Annotated in this window: 11 protein-coding genes; 2 read left to right on the forward strand and 9 right to left on the reverse strand. The window is 72.0% G+C overall.

Features of this window, described 5'->3' with window-relative positions; all coding sequences use genetic code 11:
• Positions 1-247: 247 nt before the first annotated feature.
• The 8 genes from AC3AOF_RS25370 to yciA form a co-directional block, all read right to left on the reverse strand.
• Positions 248-3,151 (reverse strand): bifunctional [glutamine synthetase] adenylyltransferase/[glutamine synthetase]-adenylyl-L-tyrosine phosphorylase, encoded by a 2,904-nt coding sequence (locus tag AC3AOF_RS25370; RefSeq protein ID WP_488346835.1) that lies wholly within the window; start codon positions 3,149-3,151, stop codon positions 248-250.
• The gene (locus tag AC3AOF_RS25375) at positions 3,148-4,605 is read right to left on the reverse strand and encodes a sensor histidine kinase (RefSeq protein WP_488346836.1); all 1,458 of its coding nucleotides are present in this window, start codon (positions 4,603-4,605) and stop codon (positions 3,148-3,150) included. The genes AC3AOF_RS25370 and AC3AOF_RS25375 overlap by 4 nt, the downstream gene beginning before the upstream one ends.
• Positions 4,602-5,291 carry a response regulator transcription factor gene (locus tag AC3AOF_RS25380; RefSeq protein ID WP_236988259.1) on the reverse strand — a complete coding sequence of 230 codons (690 nt, stop codon included), beginning with the start codon at positions 5,289-5,291 and terminating at the stop codon, positions 4,602-4,604. The genes AC3AOF_RS25375 and AC3AOF_RS25380 overlap by 4 nt, the downstream gene beginning before the upstream one ends.
• 379 nt (positions 5,292-5,670) lie before the next feature.
• Positions 5,671-6,414 (reverse strand): YoaK family protein, encoded by a 744-nt coding sequence (locus tag AC3AOF_RS25385; RefSeq protein ID WP_236988258.1) that lies wholly within the window; start codon positions 6,412-6,414, stop codon positions 5,671-5,673.
• Positions 6,415-6,566: 152 nt separating this feature from the next.
• Positions 6,567-6,938 carry a response regulator gene (locus tag AC3AOF_RS25390; RefSeq protein ID WP_488346837.1) on the reverse strand — a complete coding sequence of 124 codons (372 nt, stop codon included), beginning with the start codon at positions 6,936-6,938 and terminating at the stop codon, positions 6,567-6,569.
• A gap of 74 nt (positions 6,939-7,012) precedes the next feature.
• Positions 7,013-8,176, reverse strand: coding sequence for a radical SAM family heme chaperone HemW (hemW, locus tag AC3AOF_RS25395; protein ID WP_488346838.1), 1,164 nt, complete (start codon positions 8,174-8,176; stop codon positions 7,013-7,015).
• Between the two features lie 47 nt (positions 8,177-8,223).
• Positions 8,224-8,529, reverse strand: a complete 306-nt coding sequence (locus tag AC3AOF_RS25400; protein ID WP_236988255.1) for a YkgJ family cysteine cluster protein — start codon at positions 8,527-8,529, stop codon at positions 8,224-8,226.
• Positions 8,526-8,948 carry an acyl-CoA thioester hydrolase YciA gene (yciA, locus tag AC3AOF_RS25405; protein ID WP_236988254.1) on the reverse strand — a complete coding sequence of 141 codons (423 nt, stop codon included), beginning with the start codon at positions 8,946-8,948 and terminating at the stop codon, positions 8,526-8,528. The genes AC3AOF_RS25400 and yciA overlap by 4 nt, the downstream gene beginning before the upstream one ends.
• 154 nt (positions 8,949-9,102) lie before the next feature.
• On the opposite strand from yciA, the gene AC3AOF_RS25410 reads away from it, so the two are divergent.
• Positions 9,103-9,471 (forward strand): hypothetical protein, encoded by a 369-nt coding sequence (locus AC3AOF_RS25410; protein ID WP_236988253.1) that lies wholly within the window; start codon positions 9,103-9,105, stop codon positions 9,469-9,471.
• Positions 9,472-9,656: 185 nt separating this feature from the next.
• Here the strand turns inward: AC3AOF_RS25410 and AC3AOF_RS25415 are convergent, their stop codons facing one another.
• Positions 9,657-10,943, reverse strand: a complete 1,287-nt coding sequence (locus AC3AOF_RS25415; protein ID WP_488346839.1) for an ArgE/DapE family deacylase — start codon at positions 10,941-10,943, stop codon at positions 9,657-9,659.
• 220 nt (positions 10,944-11,163) lie between these two features.
• On the opposite strand from AC3AOF_RS25415, the gene AC3AOF_RS25420 reads away from it, so the two are divergent.
• Positions 11,164-12,102, forward strand: a complete 939-nt coding sequence (locus AC3AOF_RS25420; RefSeq protein WP_488346840.1) for a LysR family transcriptional regulator — start codon at positions 11,164-11,166, stop codon at positions 12,100-12,102.
• The last annotated feature ends 23 nt before the right edge of the window (positions 12,103-12,125 follow it).

Consider the following 12,125-nt stretch of genomic DNA (forward strand, 5'->3'; position numbering starts at 1 on the left):
CCGAACCGGTGAACCAGCGTATTCGCCTCGGGGTGCCGGCGGCTCCGGACGGGATCACCCCTCCACGATCCTGCCGGATGCTTTTATTCCTGTCCGTATTACAGTGATATCGGCAAACATACGCTTTGGCTGCGCAACGGAGCAGGGCTGACGCGCCACCGGGATGCGTTGGTCGAAACCGTGCCGAGCCGGGGCCAAAACGCACGGCAGGACCGGATGTTCCCCAGGCGTGCAACCTTCGTGCGCCTCACGCCAGGATGGCCCCGAACGCTTCCCTCACGCCGGCGCGAGTCTCGGCGAGCTGTGCGGTCAGCGCCGCCTCGTCGGGCTGGCCGAGCGCCGCGGCGAGGCGGGCGCGGGCCGCCGGCGGGGCGGTACGGCCGAAATCGCCCTCGACCATCAGGCGCTGCCAGTGGTGGGCGTCGTCGAGGAGCCGGTAGGCGGTGACGAGGCGCACAGTCAGCCCCGCATCCATCAGGCCGTGGCGACCGGCGCGCTCCAGCACCTCCGGCGCGTCGGGGCCGACGAGGTCGGGATGCGTGACGGCATGGGACAGGACGAGGGCCTGGGCGAGGAAATCCAGGTCGAGAAGCCCGCCGGGGGCGAGCTTCAGGTCGAGGGGGCCGTGATCGCCCTTCTCGCGCTCGATGAGCGCGCGCATGGTCCGCACCTCCCCGACGACGTTCCGCGCGTCGCGCTTCTGGCGCAGGACCTCGACGGCGGCGGCCGCGGCCTCCCGCATCAGGCTGTCGTCGCCTGCAACGGCCCGCGCGCGGGTCAGTGCCATGTGCTCCCACAGGGCCGCCTCCTCGCGCCAATAGGCCGAGAAGCGCTGCCACTGGTTGGCGATCGGCCCCTGCCCGCCGCTCGGGCGCAGGCGCAGGTCGACCTCGTAGAGCCGGCCGCGCCGGGTCGGCACGGTGAGCGCCGCGACGAGGCGCTGGGTCAGGCGGTTGTAGTAGACCGCCGCGTCGAGGGACCGCTTGCCGTCGCTCTCGCGCCGTTCGGGGTCGAAATCGTACAGGACCACGAGGTCGAGGTCGGAATCGGCGGTGAGCTGGCGCGAGCCGAGACGCCCAAGGCCCAAAACCGCGACGCGGCCCCCCGGCACCCGGCCGTGATCCTCCGCGAAGGCGGCCTCCACGGCGCGGAGAGCCGCCGCGATGGCCGCTTCCGCGATGCCCGCATAGGCCCGGCCGGCGCCGGCCGGCGGCAGGATGCCGGACAGGAGCCGTGCGCCGGTGACGAAGCGCAATTGCCGGGCGGCGTCGCGGCTGCGGTCGAGGAAGTCCTCGAAGTCGCGGGGCTGGCCGAGACCGAGGCGGAATTGTTCGGAGAGCGCGTCGGATTCGGTCACCGGCGCCACGAAGGCGGGGTCGATCACCGCGTCGAGGACGTGCGGGCTGAACGCCACCGTGTCGGCGAGGCGCGGCACGGTGCCGAGGAGATCGGCGAAGAGCAGCCGCAGCCGCTCGTGCGAGCGCAGGATGGTGAGAAGCTCGACGGCCGCCGGCATCCGCCCGAAGGCGCGGTCGAGGGCGGCGAGGGCTCCGTCCGGATCGGCGGTGCCGGAGAGGGCCTGGATCAGGGCCGGGACCAGTTCGGTCAGCACCTCGCGGGCCCGCGGGCTCGTCACCGCCGGGCGGCGGCCGAAATGCCAGCCCCGCACCGTCTCGGTCGCCCGCTCCGGCGCCCGGAAGCCGAGGCGCCTCAAAGTCGCGAGCGTCCCGGGATCGTCCTCGACGCCGGTGAACACGAGGTCGCCGACCTCCGCCGCCAGATCCGGCTCGGCCTCGAACAGCAGGGCGTAATGCCCCTGGACCCGGCGCGCTTGCGCCGTCAGCGCCTCGCCGAAGGCGGTCTCGTCGGGATAGCCGAGGAAGCGGGAAAAACGCGCGAGTTTTTGGGGATCGTCGGGCAGGCGCTGGGTCTGCTCGTCGGCCACCATCTGCAGACGGTGCTCGACGGTGCGGAGGAAGCGGTAGCTCTCGGATAGCTCGTCGCGGGCCTCCGCCGTGATCCAGCCCTCGTCGTGAAGCATCGCCAGCATCTCGAGCGTGCGCCGGCCGCGCAAGGATGGGCGACGCCCGCCGAAGACGAGCTGCTGGGTCTGGACGAAGAACTCGACCTCGCGGATGCCGCCGCGCCCGAGCTTGATGTCGTGGCCGGCCACCGCGATGGCGCCGTGGCCGCGGACCGCGTGGATCTGCCGCTTCATCGCATGCACGTCGGCGATCGAGGCGAAATCGAAGTATTTGCGCCAGATGAACGGCCGCAGCTCGGCGAGGAAACCGTCGGCCAGCGCCTCGTCGCCGGCCACCGGCCGCGCCTTGATGAAGGCGGCGCGCTCCCAGTTCTGCCCCACCGTCTCGTAATAGGTATAGGCGGAAGCCAGCGACAGGGCGGTCGGGGTCGAGCCGGGATCGGGCCTGAGCCGATAGTCGACCCGGTGGACGTAGCCGTCGGCGGTGCGCTCCTGGAGGAGCTTGGCGACGGTTTGCGCGATCCGGCTGAAGAACGGCGTCGCCTCGACACCCGCCCGCAGGGGAGCGACATCGGGATCGAACAGCACGATCAGGTCGACGTCGCTCGAATAGTTCAGCTCGCCGGCCCCGAGCTTGCCCATGCCGAGCACGATCAGGCCCGATCCGTCCTGCGGCCGGGCGGCATCCGGCGGCAGGAAGCGGCCGGTCCCGGCGGCCTGAACGAGGGCCGCATCGACGGCGGCGCTCACCGAGGCATCGGCGAAATCCGAGAGCGCCGCCGTCACCTGCTCCAGCGACCAGACCCCGCCGATATCGGCGAGCGCCACCAGGAGCGCGTGGGCGGCGCGGTTGCGGCGTAAAGCCCGCGCGACGTCGCCCCCGGCGAGACCGGCCCCCCGCTGGTCGGCGAGGATCGCGGCGTTCGAGTCCTCCGGCGGGCGCGCGAGCAGCCCGGCGAGCCGGGCGGGATCGCGGGCGGCGAGGCCCCACAGGAACGGCGAGTGGTCGGCGAGGCCCAGCAGGAGGTCGCGGGCCGGACCGTCCTCCCCGAGGAGCGGCGCGAGGTCGGGGGCCTCGGCGAGGAGGTCGGCGAGGCGCGCTTGCGCCCGCGCCGGCTCGGCGAGGCGGGGCGCAGCGGTGAGACGCCCGGAGAGCGGCCCGGTCATGCGGCGATCTCCTTCGGTGCCTGGTCGCGCAGGGCCGGCACACGCAGGACCGCGCGCAGGCCCGGCGCGTTGTCCTCCAGCGCGAAGGTGCCCTGGTGCAGGCGGGCGACCGCGTTGACGAGGCTCAGGCCCAGTCCGAAGCCCGGGCGGGTGCGGGCGGTCTCCAGCCGCACGAAGCGCTCCAGCACCCGGCCGCGCTCGGCCTCCGGGATGCCCTCGCCCCGGTCGGCGACCGACAGCACGATCTCGCCCTCCTCCCGCCGCGCCGCGACGCAGAGCACCGGCTCGGCTGCGGCCGCGCCGTATTTCAGGGCGTTGTCGATCAGGTTCGCCATCGCCTGTCCGATCAATTCGCGGCTGCCATGCAGCTTGAGGCCGTCCTCGACCTCGGCTGTCAGGGCGATGCCGCGTTCCTCCGCCACCGCTTCGTACAACTCCGCGACTTCGAGGGCGACTGCGCCCGCGTCGAATTCCGCCAGCCCCTCGCGGGCATTGCCGGCCTCGAGCCGCGCGATCATCAGGAGGGCGTTGAACACCCGGATCAGGTTGTCGCTCTCCTCGATGTTGGCCTCGAGCGCCGCCCGCAAGGCATCCGGATCGTTGCCCTCGCGGAGCGCCGCGTCGGCCTTGTTGCGCAGGCGGGTGAGCGGGGTCTTGAGGTCGTGGGCGATGTTGTCCGAGACCTCGCGCATGCCGCGCATCAATTCGCCGATGCGGTCGAGCATCGCGTTGAGGTTGCTCGCCAGCCGGTCGAGCTCGTCGCCGGTGCCGGCGAGCGTCAGACGGCCGTCGAGGTCGCCCGCCATGATGGTGCGGGTGATGTCGGTCATGTGGTCGACGCGCTTGAGCACGCGCTGGGCGATGAACCAGCTGCCGAGGAAGCCCAGACCCACCACCAGCATCAGCGACCAGGCGAAGGCCCTCCCGATCACCGCCCGCAGGCGGTCGCGCTCCTCGACGTCGCGGCCCACCAGCAGGCGGAAGCCCCCCGGCAGGGTGAAGATGCGGACGATCGCCCGGTGGTCGAGGCGGTCGTTGTCGGTGTTGCGGGCATACGCCGTCTCGGTCTGCCCGGGCTCGGCGAGGGTTCCGGGCGGCAGCGCCTCGACGTTGCCGGCGACGTGCTCGCCCGCCGGCGTGGTGACGAGGTAGAGCGAGGCGCCGGGCTCGCGCGAGCGGCGCTCGACCACGCTGACGAGGCGACGGATGCCGCCCGCGGCGTATTGATCGGACAGGCCGTTGATCTCGGCCTCGATGGTCGAGACGATCTGGTCGTCGAGGACGCGTCGGGCGTTCCAGGCGACGTAGCCGAGGGCGAAGAACGCGAAGGCGGCGAAGACCAGGAGATAGGCGAGCGAGAGCTTGAACGCGGTGGTGCGGAACAGGGTGCCGAGGCGTGCCAGGACCCCGTCATTCCTGCCGTCATGCCCCGCGGGTGCGGCCGGCGCGCTCACGCCTCGCCGCCGGCACGGACCATGTAGCCGGCGCCCCGCACGGTGTGGATCATCGGCCGCTCGAAGCCCTTGTCGACCTTGGCGCGCAGGCGGGAGACGTGGACGTCGATGACGTTGGTCTGCGGGTCGAAATGGTAGTCCCACACGTGCTCCAGCAGCATCGTGCGGGTCACGACCTGGCCGGCATGGCGCATCAGGTATTCGAGCAGGCGGAATTCCCGTGGCTGGAGCGGGATCTCCTGGCCGGCCCGGGTGACCCGGTGCGACAGCCGGTCGAGTTCGAGGTCGCCGACGCGGTAGCTCGTCGCCTCCGTGGACGAGGCACCGCCGCGGCGGCGGGCCAGGACCTCGATCCGGGCCATCAGCTCGGAGAAGGCGTAGGGCTTCGGGAGATAGTCGTCGCCGCCGGCCTTGAGGCCCTTCACCCGGTCGTCGACCTGGCCGAGCGCCGACAGGATCAGCACCGGCGTCTCGACCCCCTGCTCGCGCAGGGACCGGATCAGCGACAGGCCGTCGAGCTTGGGCAGCATGCGGTCGACGACGAGCACGTCGTAGGCGCCCTCGCGCGCCAGCGCGTAGCCGTCGAGCCCGTCATCGGCGGTGTCGGCGACGTGGCCGGCTTCGCGGAAGGCCTTGGAGAGGTAGGTGGACGCCTCGCGGTCGTCCTCGATGATCAGGAGGCGCATGTCGGGCATTCTAGGGCAGATCCCCGGCGCGCGGGAGAGTTCCGTATCCGGGATCCTGGCGCCCTGGCCCCGGAACGGGCCCCGCCCGACGTGCCGCTTCGAGGGGGAGGAGGTGCGGCACGTCGGGCGTCGCCTCCGGGTCGGCAGGCCGAGCGGGGGGCTCGGCCTGCCGCGGCGCGGAGCACCGGGTCGTCTGGGGGGCGACGATGATGACCCGGCGCCTCGGCCCTCGGGGCCTTGGATCGCGGCGGCGCCCGGGGGGATGAGGGCGGCGCCGCGTCCGGCGACCATGCCGTTATGGACCCCGCCGGCTTACGCCGGTGTCTCCGCCCGATGAACGATGCGTAATCTTTGCCGGAGCGGGACGCCCGCCCCGGCCTCACACCACCGGGGGCGCGGTCGCGGCGGCGTCCGGTGCCGGCGACTTGGTGCCCGAGACGAGCGGCCCGTCGCCGTGGATCAGGGTCATCACCAGGGCGACGACCGCCAGCACCGCCGCCACCAGGGCCGGGACCAGGAAGGCGCGCTCCCCGAAGACGCCGTGCAGCAGACCGCCGGTGATCGCCCCGAGAGTCAGGGCGGCCCAGAGCGGCGCCTGGATCCAGAAGGACGGCGAGGGATGGCCGAGCAGCAGGTTGGCGAGCCCGGTGCCGAAGCGCACCACCGCGCCGGTGACGTAGGTGAGCGCCAGGCTCCTCCCCTCCTCGTCCTGCAGGACGGCGTTCTGCATGCCGAGCGCCAGCACGATCGGGTAGGCGTGGATCGGGAATTCCTCGGGGCCGCGCGGCATGAACAGGCCGACGCAGAGCAGGAGCGCCTGGAGGCCGAGCAGCACCGCGAGCCGCCAGTAGCCGACGGCGGCGGCGATGAGCGTGCCGAGGAACGCCCCGAAGCAGAACAGCGCGATGGTGCTGCCGACCCGGGTGACGTTGCCCCAATCGCCGAGGCTGACCGCGGCGCCCAGGCGGGTGGTGTTGCCGCTCATGAACGACATGAACAGCTGCGAGAATTCGAGGAACCCGATCGCGTCCGCGCAGCCGGCCAGCGCCGACAGGGCCAGCGCGAACGGGACCCGCGTGCTCGCGGCGGCGGGAAATGCCTTGGTTTCCTTCTCAGCTGCCATGCAGTTCGTCTCCTGTGCTGCCGTCGGGGCAGACATCGCCTCGACTCAGAACAGGGCGTCCGCGTGGCGGTTCCGCTGCGGCGCGTCAAAACACGGCGGTATCGGAACGCAGCGTACCGCACGTTTTTGCACTGCGAAAAATCCCGCGGCGTTCAGGCGCGGCGCAAGGACGGCAGCACGCCCGCCAGGCCGTTGACGTCGAAGGGTCTCGACCAGGCCGGGGTCGCTTCGTGATCGGCCGGGACCGCCGCGGCGTCGTGGCCGGCGGCGAAGACGATCGCCGCGCCGCGCCGCGTCAGCTCGGCGACCAGGGGATAGACCAGCTCACCCCGCAGGTTGATGTCGAGGACGGCGAGATCGAGGGATTGCCAGACCGCGAGCGCCCGCGCCTCCCGGACCGTCGGCACCGGGCCGACCGCCTCGGCCCCGTGCCGGATCGGCGCCCGCGCAATGTCGTCGGCGACGAAGCACTCGTCCTCGACCACGAGAAGCCGAAGCCGATCGGGCCTCTCCTGTCCTGACATCGCCTGGTCCCCGCCTCGGCCGGCGCATCCCGCACGGACGCCGCCCGAAGGCACACCATCACGACCGGGCCGGCTCAGGCCGCGAGCTCGGCCACCACGGCGTTGAGCACCGGCGCGCCCCTCGGAGTCGCGGCGAGGCGGCCGTCGACCTTTCGCGCGACGAGCCCGGCCGCGACCAGCCCGGCGATGCGGTCCGGGTCGAGGGGGCGGCCCTTGAGGGCGGCGTAGCGAGCAGGGTCGATGCCCTCGCGCAGGCGCAGGCCCATCATCAGGAACTCGTCGGCCTGGTCGCCCGGGCTCAAGCGTTCCGTCTCGACGATGCCGTGGCCCTCGCCTTCGGCCTTCGCGAGCCAGGCTTCCGGGTTTCGCTCGGTCGAGGTACCGGTGCGGCCCTCGGGGAGCACGAGGCGGCCATGGGCGCCGGGGCCGATGCCCACATATTCGCCGTAGCGCCAATAGAGCAGGTTGTGGTGCGACTCAGCGCCCGGTCGGGCGTGGTTCGAGATCTCGTAGGCCGGCAGGCCGGCGGCCTCGCAGACCTCCTGCGTCACGTCGTAGAGGATCCGCGCGGTGTCATCGTCCGGCACGGTGAGCTTGCCGGCGGCGGCGAGCCCGTAGAACGGCGTCCCCTCCTCGATGGTGAGCTGGTAGAGCGACAGGTGCTCCGCCGCCCGGGCGATCGCCCCGCGCAGTTCCGCCGCCCAGGCCTGCGGCGTCTGATGCGGGCGGGCATAGATCAGGTCGAAGGAATAGCGCTCGAAATGGGCGGCGGCGGTCTCCACCGCCCGCATCGCCTCCTCGGTGCTGTGCAGCCGGCCGAGCGTCCTCAGCGAGGCGTCGTCGAGGGCCTGGACCCCGAGCGAGACCCGGTTGACCCCCGCCGCCCGGTAGCCGCGGAAGCGGCCGGCCTCGACGCTGGTCGGATTGGCCTCCAGCGTCACCTCGACGTCCGGCGACACGCTCCAGGCGCCCGCCACCGCGTCGAGGAGCGCACCCACCGTCTCCGGCTCCATCAGCGAGGGCGTACCGCCGCCGAGGAAGATGCTGGTCACGGTCCGCCCCGGCGCGAGGGCGGCCGCGTGGGCGATCTCGCGCGCGAAGGCGGCGCGCCAGCGCGCCTGGTCGAGGCGCCCGTGGCGGACATGGCTGTTGAAGTCGCAATAGGGGCACTTCGCGGCGCAGAAGGGCCAGTGCAGGTACACCCCGAAGCCGACGTCACGGGTCGGATGATCGATCATCGGGCGGATGTGAACGGCTTGCGCCTGCGGCGCAAGGGGCTGACGCGTCAGACCGGCAGGCCGTGATGCCGCCGGGCGATCAGGCATTCCGGGTCGCCGGGCTCGCAGGTGCGGCAGACCTCGGGGCGCACTGCGTAGACCTTGCACGCCACGCGCTCGCCGACCTTGCCGTCGAGGGCGCTGCACCGCTCGCCCTCGCAGCGCATCCGCCCGGCCGGATCGTCGATGTAAATCTCTGGAATCCGGGCGATGTCGGCATCGTCCTCGGTGCTGAACCGGGGCCATTCCGCCGAATAGGCGCAGCAGGCGCCGCATTCCTGGCAAACGAACGTGTCCGGATCGGCCGGGCTCACGGACTCACGCCCGGCGCCGCCGGCGGGATCGGGCGCGGGCGGCCCTCGTCGTCGATCGCCACGAAGGTGAACACGCCGACCGTCACCTTCTCGCGCGTCTGCGTGCGGAAGCGCCGGGCCCAGGCCTCGATCTGGATCCGCATCGAGGTCCGGCCGGTGGCGACCACCTGGGTGTAGACGCAGAGCACGTCGCCGACCCGAACCGGCCGCAGGAAGGTCATGCCGTCCACCGCCACCGTAACGACGCGTCCTTGCGCCCGCTCGACCCCGGCGATGCCGCCGGCCTGGTCCATCTGCGACATCACCCAGCCGCCGAAGATGTCGCCGTTGGCGTTGGTGTCGGCCGGCATGGCGATGGTCCGCACCGTCAGGTCGCCCTGCGGCCGGGCCGCCTCTTCGGTCGTCGCGTCGGTGGTCATGATCCCCGCTGCCCCCCTTTGCCCCTGGTCTCCGGCGCGAGCATAGGGCATCGAGGCGGCGGAGCGCGAGCGCCCCGATTCGAAGGCCCCGCGGTTTCTTCGTCCCGCGGATGGACCTAGTGTCGGCGGCACGCCATCAGCCGGAGGACGCATCATGATCCAGGGCCATCCCACCAGCGGCGCCGAAGCCGACCGCGACTGCCCGGTCCCGCTGGCGACCCTCGGGGAGATCTACCGGGCCGAGCCGGAGGACCTGCCGGACCTCCTCGACGCCCTGCCGGTGGAGACCCGCGCCAAGCTCGCGGGCTACCTCTACGCCAAGAGCCACACCCACAAGCTCGGCCTCACCGTCGCCCGCACCTGCGGCAAGGACGACCTGGTGAAGGCCTTGGGCGAGATCGGCGCCGTGGTCCACGGCCAGGCCCACCTGCCGCCGCCGAAACCCGTCCAGGCCGCCCCGGCGGCGCCCCAGACCCGCAAGATCAGCCTCGGCGGGTCGGGCACGAAGCGCAGCTTCGATTGATCGGCGGTTCGATCGGCACGATAAAATACGGGACTCCACTCGCGACCTCATCCTGAGGTGTCAGTCGATCGAAGATCGACCGACCTCGAAGGAGGGCTCCAGGGATTGCCGTGGTCTCCGGAGCCCTCCGTCGAGGCTGCCGCAAGCGGCAGCACCTCAGGATGAGGTGGTGGGTCGGATCGCCGTCACGACACGGATTCCGTCCCGCACCACTCGGCGACGAACAGCGCCATGGCGGTGGTGATGCGCTTCAGCGAGGCGAGGCTGACCCGCTCGTCGAAGCCGTGGATGTTCTCGCTCTTCGGCCCGTAGCAGAGCGCCGGCACCCGGTCGTAGAGGGCATGGACCCTCGTATCGAGGTAGCCCGCGGTCATGAAGCTCTTCAGCGCCGTTCCCGTCGCCGCCTCGTGCGCTTGGGCCAGCACGGCTTCCGCCTCCGAGCCTTCCTCCAGCACGTAGCCCTCCGAGAAGAAGCCGTGGAAGGTGACGCTCGGCGGGCTGTTCGAGAGAAAGGCGTCGTCCCGGGCGAAGGCCTGGACCGCCGCCTCGATCTCGCGCGCCGCTTCCGCTGCGCTGGTCCCCGGATAGATCGCGATGCGGCAGTCGATCCGGCACCAGGCCGGCACCGAGGAGGCCCAGTCGCCGCCCTCGATCCGCCCGATATTGAGGTTGATCGGGTGCGCCTCGCCCTCGAAATGCGGGCGGCCGGCCTTGTCGGCGTTCCAGCGCTCCTCAAGGGCGCGCAACGCCCCGATCACCCGGTAGGCCGCGTCGATGGCGTTCGCCCCCGTGCCCATCTCGCGGACATGGACCGGCCGGCCCCGGACCTCGACCCGGAACCACAAGACGCCGGTATTGGCGCGCACCAGCATCTCCTCCTCCGGCTCGGGGATCAGCACCGCGTCGGCGCGGTAGCCGCGCAGATGGGTCATCAGGGCGCCGTTGCCGGTCGATTCCTCTTCCACCACCGATTGCAGCGTCACGGTGGCCGCAGGCTGGAGCCCGATGCGGCGGAGCGCGTCGAGGGCGAACAGGTTGGCGGCGTGCCCCGCCTTCATGTCGGCGCCGCCGCGGCCGTAGAGCCAGTCGCCCTCCACCACCGGCTCGAAGGGCGGGTGTGTCCAGAGGTCGGCGGGGCCTGCCGGCACCACGTCGACATGGGCCTGGAGGATCAGCGAGCGCCCCCGCTCCTCCCGCGGCCGGTGGATGCCGACGACGATCGGCGCCTCGGAATGCTCGGGACTGAACTTGGCGCCGCCCGGATGCGCCTCGATCTGCGCCCGCTCCATCGCGAAGCGGTCCATGGCGTAGCCGCGCTCGCGGAAGGTGCGGAAGACGAAGTCCTGGATCGCCTGCTCCTCGCCGCGGGTCGAGGGGAAGCGCATCAGCGCTTGCGTGTGAGCGACCTGCGCGGAAAAATTCTCGGCGATTGCGGCGACGATGCGGTCGCGCAGGGCGGGATCCAGGGGCATCGGGGGCTCCTCGAAGGCAGGGACGCCCCCTGCATAGCCGGGACGCGGCGCTGGCGCGATGCACGGCGCCGCAAGCGGGGGTGCCGGGCGATGCCGGGCTCGGGGAGCTCTCCCGCTAAGAGATTGACTCGACTGAACTTCCATTTCTACTGGAGCGCTCCGCGGCCGGGGGCGAGCCTCGCCCGTCCTGCCCGGACGGTCCCGCCGGTGACGGGCGGGCGTGGACTCGAATCCCGACGATCTGGAGCGCTCCGGCATGGCGAAGATCGTCGCTCTCCACTATTTCGCGGTCGTCACCCGCTGCACGTCGCTGCGCGACGCCGCCGCCCAGCTCGACATCCATCCCAACGTGCTGGCGCGGCACATCTCGCAGCTCGAATACTACATGAACGCGCCGCTGCTCGAACGCGGGCCGCTCGGCATCCGGCTGACCGCGGCGGGCGAGTTGCTCGCCGCCAAGCTCGACCGGACGATCAACGAGCTCGACCACGTCGTCCGGCTGATCGACGACCTGAAGGGCCTGCGCGGCGGCCTCGTCGGCGTCCACGCGGCGGAGGGCGTCGCCTCGGCGATCCTGGTGCCGGTGCTCGCCGCCTTCGCGGCCCGCCACCCGCAGGTCCGCGCCCGCCTGCGCACCGGGACCGCGAAGGAGGCGGTGCGGGCGATCGAGGACGCCTCCTGCGACCTCGCCCTGACCTTCTTCGCTCCGGCCTCCGACGCGATCGCGGTGGTCAAGCGGGTGCGGCTGCCGCAATTCATCATCGCCCCACCCGGCCATCCGGTGACGCGACGAGACGGCGCGACCTGCGCGGCGCTCGAAACCTATCGCTGGGTGCTGCCGGGACCTGAATTCGGAGTGCGCACCTTCCTCGACCGGGCGGCGGCGGAGGCCGGGTGCCGGATCTTGCCGACCTTCGAGGCCGCCTCCCTCGACCTCCAGCGCACGCTGATCGGGCAGGCCGGCGCCCTCGGGGTGCTGCCGCGCGTCGCCATGGCCGAGGAGATCGAGGCCGGCACGATGGTGGCGGTACCCTTCCCCGACACGATGCCGGTCGAGACCTTCCTCGACCTCTGCGTGCCCGCCGCCCGCCAGCCGAGCTATGCCGCCGAGCGGCTGCGTCGCGAGCTGGAAGCCGCGCTGCTCCGGGTTCGGGCCTGACGGCCCGAGGGTGCCACGAAAAG

The sequence above is a fragment of the Methylobacterium sp. 142-1Y genome, from assembly GCF_057747795.1.